Annotated in this window: 18 protein-coding genes; 10 read left to right on the top strand and 8 right to left on the bottom strand. The window is 68.4% G+C overall.

The features are described 5' to 3' along the window. Nucleotides 1-207: 207 nt before the first annotated feature. Together rpoD and dtd are read right to left on the bottom strand one after the other, a co-directional pair. Entirely contained in the window at nt 208-2,061 is a 1,854-nt protein-coding gene (rpoD, locus tag RCF13_RS16890) for an RNA polymerase sigma factor RpoD (protein ID WP_005419586.1), read from the bottom strand. Between the two features lie 90 nt (nt 2,062-2,151). After that, on the bottom strand, nt 2,152-2,592 hold the full coding sequence (dtd, locus tag RCF13_RS16885) for a D-aminoacyl-tRNA deacylase (RefSeq protein ID WP_005419588.1): 441 nt from the start codon (nt 2,590-2,592) through the stop codon (nt 2,152-2,154). Nucleotides 2,593-2,653: 61 nt separating this feature from the next. Here dtd and RCF13_RS16880 point away from each other — a divergent pair, with 61 nt between their 5' ends. From RCF13_RS16880 to RCF13_RS16865, 4 genes are all read left to right on the top strand, one after another. Continuing rightward, complete coding sequence (locus RCF13_RS16880) at nt 2,654-3,574, top strand: lauroyl acyltransferase (protein ID WP_134968290.1); 921 nt, start codon at nt 2,654-2,656, stop codon at nt 3,572-3,574. A gap of 87 nt (nt 3,575-3,661) precedes the next feature. Then, nucleotides 3,662-4,798 carry a GTP cyclohydrolase II RibA gene (ribA, locus tag RCF13_RS16875; protein ID WP_065196859.1) on the top strand — a complete coding sequence of 379 codons (1,137 nt, stop codon included), beginning with the start codon at nt 3,662-3,664 and terminating at the stop codon, nt 4,796-4,798. A gap of 72 nt (nt 4,799-4,870) precedes the next feature. Then, on the top strand, nt 4,871-5,371 hold the full coding sequence (locus tag RCF13_RS16870) for a PH domain-containing protein (RefSeq protein ID WP_005419594.1): 501 nt from the start codon (nt 4,871-4,873) through the stop codon (nt 5,369-5,371). Continuing rightward, nucleotides 5,368-6,906 (top strand): PH domain-containing protein, encoded by a 1,539-nt coding sequence (locus tag RCF13_RS16865; protein WP_134969197.1) that lies wholly within the window; start codon nt 5,368-5,370, stop codon nt 6,904-6,906. Before RCF13_RS16870 ends, RCF13_RS16865 begins: the two co-directional genes overlap by 4 nt. Before the next feature lie 90 nt (nt 6,907-6,996). Here the strand turns inward: RCF13_RS16865 and RCF13_RS16860 are convergent, their stop codons facing one another. Further along, the gene (locus RCF13_RS16860; protein ID WP_061478125.1) at nt 6,997-8,055 is read right to left on the bottom strand and encodes a CDP-glycerol glycerophosphotransferase family protein; all 1,059 of its coding nucleotides are present in this window, start codon (nt 8,053-8,055) and stop codon (nt 6,997-6,999) included. Between RCF13_RS16860 and RCF13_RS16855 the strand changes: the two genes are divergently transcribed. Then, on the top strand, nt 8,054-8,860 hold the full coding sequence (locus tag RCF13_RS16855; RefSeq protein ID WP_061478126.1) for a glycosyltransferase family 2 protein: 807 nt from the start codon (nt 8,054-8,056) through the stop codon (nt 8,858-8,860). The genes RCF13_RS16860 and RCF13_RS16855 overlap by 2 nt on opposite strands. Nucleotides 8,861-8,890: 30 nt before the next feature. On the opposite strand, the gene RCF13_RS16850 is transcribed toward RCF13_RS16855, so the two are convergent. The 5 genes from RCF13_RS16850 to def all read right to left on the bottom strand — a co-directional run bounded on the left by RCF13_RS16850 (nt 8,891) and on the right by def (nt 14,923). Continuing rightward, nucleotides 8,891-10,147 (bottom strand): O-antigen ligase, encoded by a 1,257-nt coding sequence (locus tag RCF13_RS16850; protein WP_061478127.1) that lies wholly within the window; start codon nt 10,145-10,147, stop codon nt 8,891-8,893. Between the two features lie 152 nt (nt 10,148-10,299). Further along, a complete protein-coding gene (locus RCF13_RS16845; RefSeq protein WP_134969198.1) occupies nt 10,300-12,009 on the bottom strand; it encodes a glycosyltransferase family 39 protein in 1,710 nt (569 codons plus the stop codon). A gap of 22 nt (nt 12,010-12,031) precedes the next feature. After that, nucleotides 12,032-13,363, bottom strand: coding sequence for a 16S rRNA (cytosine(967)-C(5))-methyltransferase RsmB (gene rsmB, locus RCF13_RS16840; protein WP_061478129.1), 1,332 nt, complete (start codon nt 13,361-13,363; stop codon nt 12,032-12,034). A gap of 3 nt (nt 13,364-13,366) precedes the next feature. Further along, the gene (gene fmt, locus RCF13_RS16835; protein ID WP_134969449.1) at nt 13,367-14,290 is read right to left on the bottom strand and encodes a methionyl-tRNA formyltransferase; all 924 of its coding nucleotides are present in this window, start codon (nt 14,288-14,290) and stop codon (nt 13,367-13,369) included. A gap of 120 nt (nt 14,291-14,410) precedes the next feature. Then, entirely contained in the window at nt 14,411-14,923 is a 513-nt protein-coding gene (def, locus tag RCF13_RS16830) for a peptide deformylase (RefSeq protein WP_005419619.1), read from the bottom strand. Between the two features lie 126 nt (nt 14,924-15,049). Here def and RCF13_RS16825 point away from each other — a divergent pair, with 126 nt between their 5' ends. The 5 genes from RCF13_RS16825 to RCF13_RS16805 all read left to right on the top strand — a co-directional run bounded on the left by RCF13_RS16825 (nt 15,050) and on the right by RCF13_RS16805 (nt 19,712). Continuing rightward, nucleotides 15,050-16,180, top strand: coding sequence for a LysM peptidoglycan-binding domain-containing protein (locus RCF13_RS16825; RefSeq protein WP_072167258.1), 1,131 nt, complete (start codon nt 15,050-15,052; stop codon nt 16,178-16,180). A 110-nt stretch (nt 16,181-16,290) separates the two neighbouring features. Beyond that, entirely contained in the window at nt 16,291-17,418 is a 1,128-nt protein-coding gene (gene dprA / locus RCF13_RS16820) for a DNA-processing protein DprA (protein ID WP_154351477.1), read from the top strand. Between the two features lie 43 nt (nt 17,419-17,461). Further along, entirely contained in the window at nt 17,462-17,935 is a 474-nt protein-coding gene (locus tag RCF13_RS16815) for a DUF494 family protein (protein WP_005419622.1), read from the top strand. Nucleotides 17,936-17,974: 39 nt separating this feature from the next. Then, on the top strand, nt 17,975-18,733 hold the full coding sequence (locus RCF13_RS16810) for a pilin (RefSeq protein WP_134969339.1): 759 nt from the start codon (nt 17,975-17,977) through the stop codon (nt 18,731-18,733). Nucleotides 18,734-18,782: 49 nt separating this feature from the next. Then, on the top strand, nt 18,783-19,712 hold the full coding sequence (locus RCF13_RS16805) for an RDD family protein (RefSeq protein WP_308141354.1): 930 nt from the start codon (nt 18,783-18,785) through the stop codon (nt 19,710-19,712). The last annotated feature ends 17 nt before the right edge of the window (nt 19,713-19,729 follow it).

Raw genomic sequence — 19,729 nt, 5'->3', positions numbered from 1 at the left:
CTGCTGCGCGCTTGCATCAGCGCCGATGGAGACCGGCCTGCCTACGCGATGTGTTGAGCATCTGCACGGTCAGCGTGCGGCCACCGCAGGAAGTAATCAAATGGCAGACGCGACATCGGCAGGATCCGAGCGGCATGGCCGGGAACGACCAAAGAAAAACCCCGCACCAGGCGGGGTCTCTCTCAACGCTTCAACAGCCGCTGGCTATCAATCGATATCCAGGAAGCTGCGCAGCTGCTCCGAACGGCTCGGGTGACGCAGCTTGCGCAGGGCCTTCGCTTCGATCTGGCGGATGCGCTCGCGGGTCACGTCGAACTGCTTGCCGACCTCTTCCAGCGTGTGGTCGGTGTTCATGTCAATGCCGAAGCGCATGCGCAGCACCTTGGCTTCCCTCGGGGTGAGGCCGGCCAGCACGTCGCGAACGGTTTCAGACAAGTTGATGTTGGTGGTGTTCTCGATCGGGGACTCCACGTTGGTGTCCTCGATGAAGTCGCCCAGATGGGAATCCTCGTCGTCGCCGATCGGGGTTTCCATCGAGATCGGCTCCTTGGCGATCTTCATCACCTTGCGGATCTTGTCTTCCGGCATGTCCATTTCCTTGGCCAGCTCCTCCGGCGTAGCCTCGCGGCCGTACTGCTGGAGCATCTGGCGGGAAATGCGGTTCAACTTGTTGATCGTCTCGATCATGTGCACCGGAATTCGGATGGTGCGCGCCTGGTCGGCGATCGAGCGGGTGATCGCCTGGCGGATCCACCAGGTGGCGTAGGTCGAGAACTTGTAGCCGCGGCGGTACTCGAACTTGTCCACGGCCTTCATCAGGCCGATGTTGCCTTCCTGGATCAGGTCGAGGAACTGCAGGCCACGGTTGGTGTACTTCTTGGCAATCGAGATCACCAGGCGCAGGTTGGCCTCGACCATTTCCTTCTTGGCCTTGCGTGCCTTGGCTTCACCGTAGGCCATGGCACGGCTGATTTCCTTCAGCTCTTCCAGGTCCAGCTGGGTCAGCTTCTCGATGTCGATCGTCGCCTGCTGTTCGGCGATGATCTGGTCCTTCACTTCGCGCAGGGCCGACGACCACTTCTGCTTGCGCTTCAGTGCGTCTTCCACCCACTCCAGGTTGGTCTGGTTGCCTTCCCAGGAACGGATGAAGTCCTTGCGCGGCATGCGCGCGGTGACGGTGGCCAGGTTCAGCACACGGCGCTCATGCGACTTGATGTCGGCCATGGTGTCGCGCAACTGCTTGGTCAGCACGTCGGTCAGCGGCAGCGGCAGCTTCAGGGTGACGAACACCGCCGACATCTCTTCGCGCAGGCGCGGCAGGTTCTTCTTGTCGCCCTTGGTCGCGGCCTTCTTGAAAGCGTTGAAGGCATCGCTCAGTGCCTGCATGCGCGCGGCGACTTCCTCCGGATCCGGACCGGTCGGTGCGGCTTCTTCATCGCCACCGTCGACATCGTCGTCCTCGTCCTCGTCGCCTTCGGCGTCCGCATCGGCGCTGTCATCGGCAACGACCGCCGGCGGTGCCGGCTCTTCGTCGACCAGGTCGTTGAAGCCGACGATCACTTCGGCCAGGCGCTTCTTGCCTTCCTTGTGGGCTTCGTAGTCGTTCAGCAGCGACTCGACCGAAACCGGGAACTGGCCCAGGGCCGCCTGGACCTGCGAAAGGCCTTCCTCGATGCGCTTGGCGATGGCGATTTCGCCTTCGCGGGTCAGCAGCTCGACGGTGCCCATTTCGCGCATGTACATGCGCACCGGGTCGGTGGTACGGCCACCTTCGGTGTCGAGCGCGCTCAGCGCGGCGGCAGCTTCTTCAGCCGCGGTGTCATCGACTTCGCGGTTGCCGGTGTTGCCATCGTTGAGAAGCAGGGTTTCCACATCCGGCGCAACTTCATGGACATCAATGCCCATGCCGTTGATCATGCCGATGATGTCTTCGATCTGTTCCGGGTCGACCATGTCGTCCGGCAGATGGTCATTGACTTCGGCGTAGGTCAGGTAGCCCTGTTCCAGGCCCTTGCTGATCAGTTGCTTGATTTCGGATTGGGCAGGACGTTCGTTGGCCATGTAGTGCTCGCGCCACCGGCTAGGGAGAAATAGGGAACGTAGCATTATACCAGCCCGGGGCCCCGCCTGCCGGGCGGTGGTCCCGCAGGCTCAGGGCCTGAGAAGGAAGGTCACGGGACCGTCATTGACCAGGCTGACGACCATATGGGCACCAAATCGGCCCGTTTCCACCCCGGGCGCGTGATTTTCACGACAGATCTCGACAAATCGATTGAACCCGCGTTCAGCCTCGTCCGGCGGTGCGGCGGTCGTGAAACTGGGGCGCATGCCCGAACGGGTATCGGCGGCCAGGGTGAACTGGCTGACCAGCAGCAGGCCGCCGCCGGTGTCGCGCAGCGACCGGTTCATCTTCCCGGCCTCGTCGGCGAATACCCGGTAGCCCAGCAGGCGCTCGGCCATCCGTCGCAACTGGGCCTCGGTATCGCCCGGTTCCATGCCGACCAGGGCCAGCAGGCCGGGGCCGATCTGCCCCACCACTTCCTGGTCGACATGGACGGCGGCCTGGCTGACGCGCTGGATCAGGACGAGCATCGTGGGCTTCCAATGAACAGGGCCGGCCACGATAGCAGCGCCCTTGGCTAAACTGGCGCCGATGAATCCGCAACGCAAAGCCCGGCTGGTCTACCGCGCCACCACTCTGTTCGCCCGCCTGCCCTGGCCAGTGCTGCGGGGGTTCGCGCATGCCCTGGCGTGGACGTGGGTCCGTCTCAACGCTCGCGAGAGCCGCGTCACCCGGCGCAACCTGGAACTGGCTTACCCGGAACTGGACGGTCCGGCGCGCGACCGCCTGCACCGCGAGCTGCTGCGCTCCACCGCCCTGCAGGCCATCGAGACGCTGCGGCTGTGGAGCCAGAGGCCGGCCGACAACCTGCGCCTGCACCTGAAGCAGCGCCACGGCGAAGCCCTGTACGACGCGGCGCTGGCCGGCGGGAAGGGCGTGATCGTGGCCGCACCCCACTTCGGCAACTGGGAGCTGCTGAACCAGTGGCTGGCCTCGCGCGGGCACATCGCCATCGTCTACAAGCCACCGGAGGACGAGGCCAGCGACGCCTTCCTGCAGCTGGTGCGGGGCGGCCAGAACGTGCAGCAGGTGCGCGCCGAGGGCCCCGCCGTGCGCCAGCTGTTCAAGGTGCTCAAGGACGGCGGTGCCACCGGCATCCTGCCCGACCAGCAACCCAAGGCCGGCGACGGCGTGTTCGTGCCGTTCTTCGGCGTGCAGGCACTGACCATGACCCTGGTCAACCGGCTGGCCGAGCGCACCGGCGCCACCGTGCTGTATGGCTGGTGCGAGCGCATCGGGCCGCACATGGAATTCGCCCTGCACATCGAGCCGACCGACCCCGCCGTGGCCGACCCGGACCCGCAGGTGGCGGCCACCGCGCTCAACGCCGGCATCGAGCGCATCGCCCGCCGCGACCCGACGCAGTACCAGTGGACCTACAAGCGCTATACGCTGCGGCCACCAGGCAGCGGCGAGGAAGACCCGTACGCGACCGAAGAGCATCCACACTGACGGTCGCATCACGCGGGCCCGTCCGGCCCCTGCGACCGGCGGCCGCACCACGTTGAATACGACGCCGTCGCCCCCATAGAGACTGCGATGTCCGCCTCCCCCGGTCCTGCCATGCCTGCTGCCTCTTCCCTGTTCGGCGACCCCGCCGCGATCCGCTGCGAACGCGCGGTGGCCGAACTGCGTGCCGGTCGCCCGGTACTGCTCCACGATGGCCAGGGCCAGCGCCTGGCGGTGATTGCACTGGACAGCGCCACTGCCAGCAGCTTTGCCACGTTCGCCGCTGCCGCGCGCGAGCGCCACTACCTGTTCCTGACCGCGACCCGCGCCCGCGTGCTCGGCGTGGAAGCACCGGAAGGCGCGCGCCTGCCGCTGGCCGGCATTGCCTTCGATACCCTGCCCTCGCTGGGTTACCTGCGCGAGCCCGGCCCCATGCCCGACGGCTGGGCGGCCGGCGACGCCTTCGATGCCGGCGCGGTGGAGCTGGCCCGCCTGGGCCTGCTGCTGCCGGCAATGGTCGCGGTGCGCCTGGACGTGGATGACCACACGTTCGACGGTGCCGCCGAGGTGGCCCTGTGCGACCTGGCCGAAGGCGCAGCACATGCGGCCCACGACTACGAACTGGTGGCGCGTTCGCCGGTACCGCTGCGCGACGTCGGCATGACCACCTTCGCGGTGTTCCGCGGCGGCGTGGCCCAGCGCGACCAGGTCGCGATCATCGTCGGCGAACCGGACCTGTCGTCGGTGGTACCGGTACGCGTGCACTCCTCGTGCCTGACCGGCGACCTGTTCGGCTCGCTCAAGTGCGACTGCGGCGACCAGCTGCGGCGCGGGCTGCGCAAGCTGAAGGAACTGGGCGGTGGCGTGCTGCTGTACCTGGACCAGGAAGGCCGCGGCACCGGCATCGCCGCCAAGATGCGCGCCTACGGCTACCAGCACGACGGCCTGGACACCATCGACGCCGATGCACAGCTGGGCTTCGGTGCCGACGAACGCCGCTACGGCAGTGCGGTGGCGATGCTGCATGGCCTGGGCATTTCGCGCGTGGCTCTGCTCAGCAACAACCCGACCAAGGCACAGCGCCTGCGCAATGCCGGCATCGAGGTGCTGGACTGCATTCCGGTCACCGGCGAGATCACCGCCGAAAACGAACACTACCTGCGCACCAAGGCCGATCGTGCTGGCCACCTGCTGGATGTCGATGCGCTGATCCAGGCTGCCCAGTAACACAGCCGACCTGCTACCGTCTGCGCGGTGCGGCCACCGCCGCCGCTCGCCCTGCCACCTGACGGAGCCCGCGTGACCGACGTCGCCCCCATCGCCCCGACCACCGAAGCCTGGCAATCGCTACCGCAACGTGCCGCCCGCCTGGCCGCACTGGAAGGCGCCTTCGGCGGACTGTTCGTGCCGGGTCTGCCACTGGCCGCAGCTGCCTGGTTCTTCGATCTGCCCGGCGGCCTGTGGACTGCCGCCCTGGGGCTGCTGATCGGCATCCTCTTCGGCGCCTGGCTCGGCCGCCGGCGACTGACCCGCACCCGCTGGCGCCTGGATGACCAGGGCCTGGGCCTGCGCCGCGACCTGATGTGGCAGCTGGAAACCCGGATTCCCATTTCGCGCGTACAGCACCTGGACCTGCGCCGGGGCCCGTTGGAGCGACGCGCCGGCCTGGCCACGCTGATCGTGCACACTGCCGGTACCCGCATGAGCGCGGTCACCGTCAACGGCCTGGATGAAGCCGACGCCGAGCGCCTGCGCGACACCCTCTCGCACCAGCTCGACCAGGACGCCGACGCCCTGTGAGCCTGCCGCCGCCCCTGCCCGCATCGCTGCCTGCCGGTGGCGAGGACCATCGCCTGCACCCGTGGTCGTGGTTGTTCGTGCTGCTGATGCAGCTGCGACACTACTTCCTGCCGCTGGTCGCGCTGCTGGTGTTCGGCCAGCGTGGCGAGCGCGACCCGATGTGGGCGCAGTTGATTCCACTGTCGGCGATCGCGGCACTGGTGCTGGTCTCGGTGCTGCAGTACCTCAGCTACCGCTACCGCATCGGCAGCGATGCCATCACCGTGCGCAGCGGGCTGCTGGCGCGCAACCGCCGCGAGATCCCGTTCGCCCGCATCCACAACGTGGAAGTGCGGCAGAACCCGTTGCACCGGCTGTTCGGTGTGGCCGAGCTGCGCCTGGAATCGGCCGGCGGCGTGCGGCCGGAAGCCGAGATGCGGGTACTGAGGCTGGACCAGGCGCTGGCGCTGGAACGGCTGGTGCGCCAGCGTGGGCAGGCACCGCAGCCCGCCGGCGCCGTTGCCACTCCCTCGATCACCGGGGCCGACACCGAACAGGTGCTGCTGCGCCTGTCGAGCTGGGACGTGGTGCGCATGGGCCTGCTCTCCAACCGCGGATGGGCACTGGCGATCGCCGCCTTCGGCGTGCTGTTCCAGACCGTGCCGCGGCCGGTGATGGACGCGGCCATCCAGCGTGGTGGCAGGGAGGCCTTCGGCTACGCAAGCCACCTGCATCCCGGCGTGGCCGGCGCCTTCCTGCTGCTGGCCGCAGCCCTGCTGCTGGGCTGGATGGCGCTGCGTGCGTTGTCGGTGGTGCTGACCCTGCTGCGCTATCACGGCTTCACTCTCAGCGAGCAGGATCGCCGGCTGACCGTCTCGGCTGGCCTGGTCAGCCGAACCCGCAGCAGTGTCGCGCGTCGCCGCATCCAGGCCTGGACGCTGTACGAGACCACCCTGCATCGCTGGTTCGGCCTGCGCCAGCTGCGCGTCGACAGTGCCGCCGGCGGCCCTTCGCGGGACCAGGACCGCGCTCTGCGCGAGCTGGCACCGCTGGCCCCGGCAATGCGCTGCGAGCAGCTGGTGCAGCACCTGTTGCCTCAACTGCAGTGGCCACCGGCGCAATGGCAGTCCATTCCGCAGCGTGGCTGGTGGCGGCTGTGCCTGGGCGCGCTGCTGCTGGTTCCCCTGCTGGCCGCCGCCGCGTACTGGCGCTGGGGATCATGGGGCCTGATCGTGCTGGCCTGGCTGCCGCTGGCGCTGCTGGTGGCCCACCGGCAGATGGCGCGCATGGGCTGGTATCTGGATGACCACTACGTCGCCGTGCGCGGCGGCTGGTGGAAGCGCTGGTGGCGCTGGGCCGAGCTGGACAAGGTGCAGGGCCTGCGCCTGCTGCGCTCGCCACTGGACAAGCTGCTGGGCACCAGCAGCCTGCAGCTGGATACCGCCGGCGCGCATGGCGATGTGGCATTGATCCTGCACTACCTGCCGCAGGCGCAGGCGCAACAGGTGATGGATCAACTGGCGGCCGCGCTGGCGCGGCGCAAGCTGCGCTGGTAGGCAGTGCCGGCCGCTGGCCGGCACTACCGCGGCCGGGGTCGCGCATCCACGCATGGCGTGGATCTACTTTGAGCCGAGCCCACGCTCGGCTTACCGCTGCGACGGCCCCCAATACCCCAGGTCCTTGCGGATCTGCAGGTCGCGCACCCAGCTGCCGAACGGCTTGCGCCGCAGCACGCCCATCTCGCCGGACAGGAAATCCTCGGTAGCCGCAATCACCCGTTCGCTGGACAGGCCATCGCGGTACGGATGGATGGCGTCGGCGTAGCGCACGATCTCCGCCTGCAGCGCGGCGTCGGGATGCAGCGCGCGCTGCAGCATCGCAGGCAGCTGCACCGGGTCATCGAAGTCGATCATGTGCGGCTTGGGCACCCGGTTGCGGAAGGTGACCACCGGCTTGTGCTGGACGATGAACTCCGAAACGATCGAGGACGTATCGGACACCAGCACATCGGCAGCGCGCTGTGCAGCCATCACCTGCTCAGGCTCGATGAAGCGCGCATTGGCACCGGCCAGCGCGCGGTAGCGTTCGAACAATTCCGGTGGGCACTTCGGGTGCAGGGTCAGCAGCCAGTAGCGGTTGCCCTCTGCGATGTCGGCAGCAATCTGCGCATGCAGGTGCGGGGCTGCGCTCAGGCGTTCGGTGAAGGTCGAACCGAACAGGATCACCGGGCGTCCTCCAGCGGCGGCGCGCAGCGCGGCGCTCTCGCCACCATCGTCGCGGAACAGCGGATCCAGCTTCGGCCAGCCGGTCTCGGCCACCGCGAAGTGGCCCTGCAGGGCCGCGATCTCACGAAACGGCCCGGTGGTGGCCGGCCCCTGCGTGCAGTACAGGTCGAACATGCCGCGCACCCGGAAGTGGCCGCGCGCACTGTCCCGCTTCTCCACGTTGAAGCCATGGAACAGCTGCACCTTGGCTCCCGAAAGGAAGGTCGGCACCCAGTTGGCGGCGCTGAACACCGCCCGCGGCCGCATTGCCAGCGCCTGCTTGAGGCCGATGTTGGGCACGCCCGGCAGCTGGCTGCCGGCCGCGCCGCCCTCGAACCAGGCCGCCACCTCCTGCCCGGAGACGTGCAAGGCCTGCGCCAACGGGGCGAGAATAGGCAGCGCATAGCGCTCCGTCGCAAACAACAGGTACCCGGCCATCATGTCCTCCACGACCGCTCCCATCGAACGGCCTCGCATCTCGGCCTGCATTATCGCGTTCAACGAGGCCGGCCGCATCGGCGACTGCCTGGCCTCGCTGGCCTTCTGCGATGAGATCGTCGTCGTGGACTCCTACTCCACCGATGCCACCGTGGCCATCGCCGAGGCCGCAGGCGCCCGCGTGCTGCAGCGCCCGTTCGACGGCTTCCGCAGCCAGAAGGCGTACTGCGTCGAGCAGGCCGGCCACGACTGGGTGCTGTGCCTGGACGCCGATGAGCGGATCAGCCCGGAACTGCGTGAGGCCATCGAACAGGCCCGCGACGGTGGCTTCGCTGGCCATGCCGGCTATCGCTTCGCACGCCTGTCGGAGTACTTCGGCAAGTTCCTGCGCCATGGCAATGCCTACCCGGACCGGGTGATGCGCCTGTTCGACCGCCGCCGTGGCGGCTGGCGCGGCAAGCGCGAGATCCATGAGGCCGCCAGCGTCGATGGCAGTGTCGGTACCCTGCGCGGCGACCTGGTCCACTACCCCTACCGCTCCTTGCAGCAGCAGCTGGCCAAGACCGAGAAGTACGCGCGGATGATGGCCGAGCACGAGTTCGCGCGCGGCAAGCGGGCCACCCTGGGCAAGCTGGTGCTGGCACCGGCCTGGCGGTTCTGGCGCGGCTTCGTGTTCCGTGGCGGCTTCCGCGACGGCTGGCATGGCCTGGTCTACGCCTACGTACGCGCCAACTACGTGCGGCAGAAGACCATCATGCTGTGGATGCTGGGCAACGGCCAGGCCGTAGCCGACCCGCCGAACCCCTGATCGCCGGGCCCTGCCCGGCGCGCCGATGCATCACGCCCCGGTGACTGCCCGGTGGCGCGCGCCTTCGACGATCGACAGGCCGGTCAGCAGGCCGACCAGGGTCACGTAGAAACTGGCCGTCATCTGGTGCGCGAACATCGACTGGGTCAGGCCGCACAGCGCATAGGTGATCACCAGCATGATGCCGGCTGCGGCCGGCCCCCGGAAGGTCGTCCGTCCGCTGCGGCGATGAAGCCGCACGAACACCCCTAGCGGGATGCCATACACCGCCAGCAACAGCAGCAGGCCCGGTACGCCCTGGGTCGCTGCCCATTCGGCAACATCGTTGTGCGCATGCCCCAGGTGGCAACGCATCTCTTCCGGATTCTCACGGCAGACCGGCACGCGCAGCATCGCGCTGTCGAAATGACCGATGCCAACGCCCACCAGCGGGTGATCGAGGAAGGTCTCCCAGGCCACCTGCAGGCGTTCCACGCGGGCACCGGCAGAAGAATCACTGTCACCCAGTTCCATCCGCTGCACGTCACTGTGAAGCTCGCTCAGGCGCACCTGGTGACGCAGCTCCGGTACCGACAGCAGCAGGGTCGCACCGATCGCCAACATGCCGGCCAGCACCGACAGGCGCGCCGCGCCGGTGCGCCAGCGCAGGCTCAGCGCCAGCACCACCAGCAGTGCCAGCAGGGCGGCAAACACGCCGCGGCTGCCGGTCAGCACGATGGTGCCGCAGCCGGCGGCCATGCCGAGGATCACCAGCGACCAGCGCCGCGACGGGCGACAGAACACCAGCAGCACCATCAACACCATCACGATGTCGGCCAGCACGATGGCGTTGGTGAACAACTCTGCGCGCGGGGCGCCACCCAGCACCTGCCACAGCGACATCGCGAAGGTGGCGAGCAGGCCGGTCAATGATCCGTACCAGAGCCACCGCAGGTTGGGACGCAGCGCGCAGACCCAGAGCGCGATCCACGGGATCACCACGAATCGCGAGCGGTTGTCGACGTCACGCAGGCCCTGCTCGAACAACACCACCGACAGTACGCCGAGCGCCAGCACCGCCAGCATCAGCCAGGCCAGCACTTTCACCGGCTGACCGGCCATGCCGCGCGCGCGCCACAGCAGCTCCGGCGCCAGCAGCGTGCTGAGCAGCAGCAGCAGGCCATACGGCAGCAGGTTGATCGGCACGGTCAGCACCAGTGCCGGCAGGCAGAACAGGCCCAGCTGGGCGAGCGCATGCGCGACCCCATGGCGCCCACCGGCGGGAACGCCCAGCGGGTTTCCGGCCAAGGGGTTCAGGTTGTCCGGTGAAGCTGGCACGTCGGGAAGTATCGCTGCAATCTGAGGGAAGAACGGGACGGGCCAACGCAGGCCGTCCCAGCCTGCTGTTTTACTGCCTTTGGGCCTGCTTGGGCAGACTGGACAAGCCGGAATCGTGGTGGCTAGTCATGTTCCTGCAAACGCCGTTCACGTTCGCGCTCCTCTGCAGTGACCACGCAGGGCACCTTCACCGCTGCTGCCGGCACCAGCCACCAGCGCCGCCGGTTGGCCACGCCGGCCAGTTCAGAACGGTTGCGGTCGACGCACGACAGCATCGCGTATTCGTGCACCAGCAACCAGCGGCGTCCGGGCGCCAGCCGCTGCCAGCGCGTGGCCGCAAACAGCTGCTCGTCCCAATCCGTCTCGAAACCGAAGGTCGCTGCGGGGCGGTCGGCCAACAGCAGATGCTGCTCCTTCCAGGCCACCAGCCCCAATTCGGCATCCGGTCCCAGACGGTCACCAACCGTGCGCATCAGGCCGCGGGCGGAACTGGAATCGTTCAGCAGCGGATAGCCGACCAGGCTGTACAGCACCCAGACCATCGCCAGGGTCGACACCAGCGCCAGATGCCGGCGACCGCCGCAGGCCAGCAGGCTCAATCCGCCCCACACGCCCATCGCCAGGATCGTCCAGGCCAGTGCGTCGACAGCGCCGGGCCCCAGCCCGCGGCTGTGGGTCAGGCGCAGCTCGAAGGCCGGGTCGCCCAGCACCGCCATCGCACCGGCCAGGGCCAGGCCCAGTGACAGCAGGCCGGTGAACACCCCCACCACGGCCTGCACATCGCGCCGCCTCAGCAATCCAGGCAACAGCGGCGCCAGCACCAGGCAGAACATCGGCAGCGCCGGCAGGATGTACACATCGCGCTTGCCGGCGGGAATCGAGAAGAACAGCACCACCATCAGCCACCAGGCCAGCGGCAGCAGGTAGCGCGGGTCGCGGCGGCGCAGCCGGCGGCGCCACGCCGGAATCGCCCAGGGCAGAGCCAGGAACGCCGGAATCCACATCAGCGGCATCGTCGCCAGGAAGTACCAGGCGGGCTGGTGATGGTCCCAGGAATGGGCGTAGCGCCGCGCCGTCTGCTGGAACAGGATGTCGTCCATGTAGGCCCGGTACTCGTCCGAGCCGGTGGCAAAGCCGGCCAGCAGCATCGGCGCCAGCCACAACGACACCGCCAGCAGGAAGGCCAGCGGCGCCAGCCAGAAGCGCGCATCGCGCGCATGCAGTCCCACCCGTGGCCACTGCAGCGCCGCGGCGATCGCCGCAGGCACGAGCATCAGCAGCGCCAGCATCCCCACGCCCTTGGTGATCACGCCGATGCCAGCAAAGAACCAGCCCAGCCACCACCAGCGCCAGCTGGGTCCCAGCAGAAGGTGGCGCAGCAGGCCGTAGTTGGCCAGGGTGATGAACAGCAGCAGCAGTGGGTCGATCTGCGCCTTCTTCGCCTGGAAGGTGAACTGCAGCGCGAACAGCAGCGCCCAGCCGGCGTACAGCCCCACCCGCCGCGTCCACAGGCGCCGCCCCAGGTCGACCACGCACCACAGCGTGCCCAGGGCCGCCAGCAGCGACGGCAGCAGGAAGGCCACGCGCCACTGCCCGACCAGGCTGTACAGCGTGGCCTGCCACCACATCAGCATCGGCGGCTTGTCCGAGTACAGCTCGGTGCCGCGATGCGGGAACAGCCACTGCCCGCTGTCGAACATCTGCTTGGCCACCAGCGCAAAGCGCGGTTCGTCCGACGGCCACGGATCACGAAGGCCCAGCCCGGCCCCCAGCACCAGCAGGGCCATCACCACGAACAACCACGTCTCGCGCGACGCGCGGGATTTCAGCATGGGACTCGGAACGTCAGCGGGGTCAGGCTGTTTTTAGCAGACGCGCGTAAAAGAAACCGTCAGCATCGTTGTCACCCGGCAGGCGCTGGCGCGCAATCCCCTCGCAATCGAGGCCGAATGTGTCATCCAGAGGCTGTGCCGCTGCGTCCGGATGCCACTTCAGGAAGGCTCGCACCTGATCGACGTTCTCGGCGCGCAGGATCGAACAGGTGGCGTACAGCAGCACGCCTCCCGGGCGCAGCATCGACCAGCAGGCCTCCAGCAGGCGGGCCTGCACGCCGACCAGCGCATCGATGTCCTCGGCGCGGCGGTGGAACATCACGTCCGGCTGGCGGCGGATCACGCCGGTGGCCGAGCACGGGGCATCGAGCAGGATGGCGTCGAACGGCGTGCCGTCCCACCAGGCCCCGGGATCGCTGGCATCGGCCACCCGGGTCTGCGCGCCCTCACCCACACCGGTGCGGGTGTAGGTATCGCGGGCGCGCGCGAGGCGACGCGCATCGATATCGAGCGCCAGCAGGCGCAGACTGGGGTCACGTTCCAGCAGGTGCGCCGACTTGCCACCGGGCGCCGCACAGGCGTCCAGCACGCGGGCGCCGGTCGCGGGCGCCAGCGCGTCGGCTGCGCATTGCGCCGACAGGTCCTGCACCGACAGTGCACCGTCGGCAAAACCCGGCAGCTGGTTCACCGCAACGGGGGCTGCCAGGCGCAATGCATCGGCGCAGAGCGCGCTGGGTTCGGCGGCAATGCCCGCCTCGGCCAGTGCCGCCAGTGCCTTGTCACGGCCACCGTGCTGGCGGTTGGCACGCAGCCACAACGGTGCCGGTTGCAGGCTGGCGCTGAAGATCGCCTCGGCCTGTGCCGGCCAATCGCGTTCCACCGCATCGGCCAGCCATTCCGGGAAGGCATCGCGCGCCGGCTGCTCCGGGAAACCTTCGCGCTGCGCGCGGCGCAGGATCGCATTGACCAGGCCGGCCTGGCGCTCACGGCCCAGCGCACGCGCGGCATCGACCGTGGCCGACAGCGCCGCATGCGCCGGCAGTTCCAGCACGTCCAGCTGGGCGAAGCCCACCATCAACAGGGTGCGCAGGTCGGCGTCGCGCGCCGACAGCGGCTTCTGCATCCACGACTGCAAGGCAGCGTCATAGGTACTGCGGCGACGCAGGACCGCAAAGCACAGCGCTTCCAGCAGGGCACGATCGCGGCTGTCGGCCAGCTTCGGCAGCGCCCAGGCCAGTTCGGCCTTCAATGAACGGCCACGGGTGAACACCTGTGCCAGCACACGCGCGGCCAGCATGCGCGTGGCCGCGCCCGGCGCCGCCTTGGCCACGGAGAAATCGTTCTGCTTCGACACCGCTTATGCTCCCACGCGCAGATCACGGCGGGCGTTGAGGTAGTCGGCGGCGGTGATCGCCTTGCCGCCTTCGCGCTGCAGCGTACGCAAGCGCAGTGCACCCTGCCCACAGGCGATGTCGATGCCATCGCGGCTGGCCGCCAGCACCGTGCCCGGCGCTTGGCCGTGGGCCGCATCCAGCGCCACCGCGCCATGGATGCGCACGCGTTCGCCAGCCAGCGTCGCTTCGGCGATCGGCCACGGATTGAAGGCACGCACGGTACGCGCCAGCACATCGGCGCCCTGCGCCCAGTCCAGACGGGCTTCGGCCTTGTCCAGCTTGTGCGCATAGGTCACGCCCTGCTCCGGCTGCGGCCGCGCGATCGGCTTGATGCCGGCCCGCAGCAGGCCCAGGCCGTCGGACAGGACCTGTGCACCCAGCTCGGCCAGCTTGTCATGCAGCTGGCCTCCGGTATCGGTGGCAGCGATCGGCAGTTCCTGGTGCAGCAGCACCGGGCCGGTATCCAGGCCCGCTTCCATCTGCATCAGGCACACACCGGTCTTTGCGTCACCGGCCTGGATCGCGCGCTGGATCGGCGCAGCACCGCGCCAGCGCGGCAGCAGAGAGGCATGCACGTTCCAGCAGCCGTGGGTCGGGATCGCCAGTACCGCCTTGGGCAGGATCAGGCCGTAGGCCACCACCACCATCAGGTCCGGCTGCAGGTCGCGCAGCTGCTGCTGGGCAGCCTCGTCCTTCAGTGATTCGGGCTGGTAGACCGGAATGCCACGGGCCACGGCCTCGAGCTTGACCGGCGACGGTGCCAGGCCACGGCCACGGCCGGCCGGCCGGTCAGGCTGGGTATAGACGGCCACGACCTCGTGGTGGCGCGCCGCGGCGCGCAGCGACGACACCGCGAATTCCGGCGTACCGGCAAAGACAATCCTCATGGCTACCCCACTTGCAGGATGGATTCGTGCAGGAAAGAAAACGGCGCCGTCGGCCGGCGCCGTGCAGCCCGCGCGCGTCGCGCAGGCACGGGCCACCCGAAGGGCGGCCCGGATGGGCGATCACGCCACGTGCTTGCGCTGCTTGGCCAGCTTCTTGCGGACCATCTCGCGCTTGAGCGGCGACAGGTAGTCAATGAACAGCTTGCCGTCCAGGTGGTCCATCTCATGCTGGATGCAGGTGGCCAGCACTTCACCGGCCTCCAGCTGCTGTTCCTGGCCGTTGCGGTCCAGGTACTTCACGGTGATGGTGTCGGCGCGGGTGACGTCGGCGAAGATGCCCGGGACCGACAGGCAGCCCTCCTGGTACACCCGGCCCCCGTCCCTGGCGACGATTTCCGGGTTGATGAACACATGCGGTTCATTCTTTTCTTCGCTGACATCGATGACCATGAAGCGCTTGTGCACGTCCACCTGGGTGGCCGCCAGGCCGATGCCCGGGGCGTCGTACATGGTCTGGAACATGTTGTCGATCAGTTCCTGGAAGGCCGGCGTGGTGACTTCGGCGGCGTCGATCAACGCAGCCTTGGTACGCAGGCGCGGATCGGGGAACTCGAGAATGGGGAGAAGGGCCATGGCTGTTTCCGGATAGGGGGCCGGCACGCCGGCATACGTCGCAGATTCTAGCTCCAACGCTTGCCTTGCGCCCCGGTTTCTGGACTATAGTGCGCGGACCTGTTGGGGAATCAGGGCTTCACACCTATGTTGCTTCGTTTTCGTACGGTCGTCGCCGCGGCGATGCTGACCGTGGCTGCCTATGCTACCGCCGTGGAAGTGAATGGCGGGCACCCGGACACCTATGTGGTCCGAAAAGGGGATACGTTGTGGGATATCGCCGCACGTTTCCTGCAGAAGCCTTGGCTGTGGCCGGAAATCTGGCAAGCCAATCCGCAGATCGCCAACCCGCACCTGATCTATCCAGGTGACGTGCTGAGCCTGGCCTACCTGGACCGGGTGACCGTATCCCAGGCCGGCCCGCGCCAGGAGGCCCCGATCGACGCCATTCCGCTGGCCCAGGTCGAGCCGTTCCTGAAGCAGCTGAGCGTTGTCGACAGCATCAAGCAGCTGCCCTACGTGGTCGGCCTGGAGGACAGCCGCCTGCGCGTGTCCGGCGGTGACACCGTCTATGTGCGCCTGGCCGATGCCCAGGTGGGCCAGCGCTGGGCCGTGGTACGCCCGACCGTGCGGTACGCCCAGCCCAAGCCGACCGAAGACCTGACCGCCAATGGCGACGTGACCCCGGGCAGCGGCAACCTGTGGAAGGCCTACAACGCGCCCAACGCCCGCCGTGGCGTGCTCGGCTACGAGCTGGCCCAGGTCGCTACCGGCACCATCACCCAGATTGCCGGCGGCAAGGTCGAGGCCTCCACGCTGGTGCTGGACAAGAACGACGGCGGCCGCGAAGTGCGCGCCGGTGACCGCCTGGTGCCGGTCGAAGCCAAGCCGTACGACCTGCAGTTCATCCCTCATGTACCCGCTGCCGGTGTCGAGGGTGTGGACGTGCGCGTGCTGGCCGTCACCGACATGTTCAATGCCGGTGGCCCGCGCGACGTGATCGCGATCTCGGCCGGCCGTGCCCAGGGCGTGGACAACGGTACCGTGTTCTCGCTGTGGCGCCCGGGCCGCCATGTGGCGCACCGCATGAAGTACCCGGGCTCCTCGCGCATGGACGACTCGCTCAGCACCGGCGCGGGCCGGGTCTCGTTGCCGGACGAGTATGCCGCGCACGCGATGGTGTTCCGTACCTTCGACAACGTCAGCTACGCGCTGGTGATGCAGGGCGTGAAGCCGGTGCAGGTGGGTTACAACGCGCTGCACCCGGACGCAAAGTAACCGTTGCCGGGCGTGCCGGCCGCTGCCCGGCAGGCGTCTGCGGGAAAACCTGACGATCACATGCGAAGGCGCCCTAGGGCGCCTTTGTTGCGTGCGGCCGATAGTGGGGGATGACCACGCATGCATATGAGGCGCTGCTGCGCCTGTTGATGGCGGGAGGCGCACTGGCGCCACGACGGGCCCTGCTGCAGGCCGCGGGCGGTGCGCAAGCCGCCATCGCGCAAGGCCCGGCGAACTGGCGCGCGCACGGCTGCACGCCGGAGCAATGCGCCGCGCTGGAACGTCCCGACGCCCGGGCGTGTGCATCCGCCCTGCGCTGGCTGGAACAGGACAACCATCACCTGCTGCCCTGCACCGATCCGGCCTTTCCACCCTCGTTGCTGGAGGTGCCCAACCCGCCGCTGGCGCTGTTCGTCGCCGGAGACCCCAGCCTGGCCTGGCGCCCGTCGGTGGCGCTGGTCGGCAGCCGTTCCCCCACCCCGGGCGGGCGCGCACTGGCCGCGCGTTTTGCCGGCTGCTTCGTCGAGGCGGGCCTGGCGGTGACCAGCGGCCTGGCCGCAGGCATCGATGCGGCTGCGCACCAGGCCACGCTGGAGGCCGGTGGCTGCACCGTGGCGGTGATCGGCACGGGCCCTGACCGCGCCTATCCGGACAGCCACGCCCGGCTGCAGGCGCGCATCGCCGCCGAGGGCGTGGTACTCAGTGAGTACCTGCCGGGTACGGCGGCCCGCCCAGGCCACTTCCCCGCGCGCAACCGGCTGGTAGCCGGGCTGGCGCTGGCCACCGTGGTGGTCGAGGCCGCGCAGCGTTCGGGCGCGCTGATCACCGCGCGCCTGGCCGCCGAGGCAGGCCGCGAGGTCTGTGCCCTGCCCGGGTCGGTGCTCAACCCGCGCGCGGCTGGCTGCCACCGCCTGATCCGCGAGGGCGCGGCGCTGGTCGAGCGCCCCGAGGAGGTTCTGGAACTGCTCGCCCCCGCCCTTCGCCAGCAACTGCCGGGCTTGCAATCGCGGCTGGCCACCCCCACTGAACAGGCACTGCCGGCCGTCCTGCCGGCGCGCTGGGCCGACGACCCTGACTACCAGTGCTTGTGGCGAGCCCTGGACCACAACCCAAGCGGTATGGATTCACTGATCACGCGCTGTGGATTGACGGCGTCCCAGGTGTCCTCCATGCTGCTGGCCATGGAACTGGCGGGAATCGTGGTGTGCGTACACGGCCGCTACTGTCGAACTCCCTAGTTTCTTCACCTCCACAGCGTCGCGCGACGCAGGCCGAGGGGCAATGAAAGAGAGCATCCTGGATGTACTGCTGTACCTGTTTGAACACTATTTCAGCGAAGATGCGGACCTGATCCGTGACCGCGATTCGCTGCAGAACGGCCTGATCCAGGCCGGTTTCAGCCCCACCGAGATCAACAAGGCGTTCGACTGGCTCGATGCCCTGGCCGCCCAGCGGCCGAGCGTGGCCCAGGCGAGGGTCGACGGCCCCGTGCGCATCTACCATGGCCCCGAGCTGGACAAGCTGGATGTGGAATGCCGCGGCTTCCTGCTGTACCTGGAACAGCACGGCATCCTCGACGCCGACCAGCGCGAGCTGGTGCTGGACCGGGCGATGGCCCTGGACCAGGACGAACTGGACCTGGACGACCTGAAATGGGTCGTGCTGATGGTGCTGTTCAACCAGCCCGGCTCCGAAGCGGCCTATGCCTGGATGGAGACGCAGATGTTCATGGACGAGCCAGAACCCCTTCACTGACCGTACACTTGGGGGCATAGCGCATTCAGGAGCGTCCCCGTGAGCGAGTGGTTCCATGCAGAAGGCAACCGGCAGCAAGGCCCGCTGCCGGCGGAACAGTTGGTCGAGTTGTTCCGAAACAACCAGATCTCCCTGGACACCCTGGTCTGGCGCGACGGCCTGCCGCAATGGCAGCCCTTGCGCACCGTTGTCGACGAGCTGGGCCTGATCGTGCCGGCGCTGGACGTTGCTGCGCCGGCCCAGCAACCCGAGCCGGAACCGGAACCGGTGGCCCCGCCTCCGCCGCAGCCGCCTGTACTGCCGCCGTCCACGCCCTATGCCACCCAGGCGGCGGCCGGGGTCCTGCCGCCGCCGAAGAAGAAGCTCTCCGGTTGCGCCCTGACCGCGATCATCGGCGGCGGCCTGCTGCTGGTACTGGTACCGATCATGGCCATCCTCGCGGCGATCGCGCTGCCCGCATACAGCGACTACACCGTGCGTGCCAGGATCGCGACCGCGGTCAATGCCCTGCAGCCGCTGAAACAGCAGGTGCAGCACTTCGCCGACGATGAAGGCCGCTGCCCCGGCGCCAACGATGCCGGTTTCCCGGCCCCGGGTGACTTCACCCAGGCCGGCCTGTCGGCGGTGAACATCGGCCGCTTCAACAACGGCCACTGTGGCATCGAAGCAACGCTGGCCGTGCCCGGCAAGAGCCTCGATGGCGACCTGCTGTGGCTGGAATATGATCGCGACAGCGGCCGCTGGGAATGCAGCGGTGAAAGCGACGACAAGTACCTGCCGACGTCATGCCGCGGCTGAGCCACGCGCACGGCAGCACCTCCAAGGACGATCCAACAGGGAACATGCAATGACTGAGTGGTACTACGCCGTAGGACAGCAACACCAGGGCCCGCTGTCGGTCCAGGAGATCCGCCAGCGCTTCCAGCGCGGCGAACTGAACCTGGACACCCTGGTCTGGCGCGAAGGCATGGCCCAGTGGGCTGCACTGCGCCAGGTGGTCGATGAACTGGGCCTGCAGACGCTGGCCGACGCCAGCACCGCCACTGCCAGTGGCGGCTTCGACCTGCGCAGCGACTACGCCGCCATCGACAACGGCACTGCGCCGCTGCCTGGCACGGGCGCGCTCAGCAGCTCGCCCTACAACGCCCCGGCCGCCGCCGCTGCCGGTGGCGCGCGGCCGGTGATCGGCGGCGAGGTGGTCTACGCCGGCTTCTGGAAGCGCGTCGCGGCCTACATGATCGACTACTTCGTGCTGGCCGTGCCGGGCGGCATCATCGGCGCCATCATCGGTGTGGTGCTTGGCGCCAGCATGGGCGCGGTGGGCAGTGGCGAAACCTCCATCGAAATCGTCGCGCAGCTGGCCAGCGCGCTGATCAACATGGCCATCGGCGTGGCCTACTACACCTGGTTCCATTCCTCGCAGGGCGGCGCCACGCTGGGCAAGATGGCGGTCGGCATCAAGGTCGTGCGCAGCAACGGTGACCGCCTGACCCGTGGCCGCGCCTTCGGTCGCTACTGGGCCATGCTGCTGAGCAGCTTCACCCTGGGCATCGGCTTCCTGATGGCCGCCTTCACCGAGCGCAAGCAGGGCCTGCACGACATGATCTGCGACACCCTGGTGGTCGACCGCTGGGCCTACACCGACCAGCCGCAGCTGCAGCGCCATGAGCTGGGTACGGTCACCATCGTGATCCTGGTGCTGACCGGCCTGCTGACGGTGGCGGGCCTGGTGCTGCTGGTGGCTGCGGTCGGCTTCATCGCCAAGATGGCCTCATGAACGGCCATCCTCACGTC

Source organism: Stenotrophomonas maltophilia group sp. RNC7 (assembly GCF_030910085.1).
In the GTDB taxonomy this organism is placed as follows: domain Bacteria; phylum Pseudomonadota; class Gammaproteobacteria; order Xanthomonadales; family Xanthomonadaceae; genus Stenotrophomonas; species Stenotrophomonas sepilia.
The sequence above is the reverse complement of the archived record's forward strand: the minus strand, read 5'-3'. Positions and strand labels throughout refer to the sequence as shown.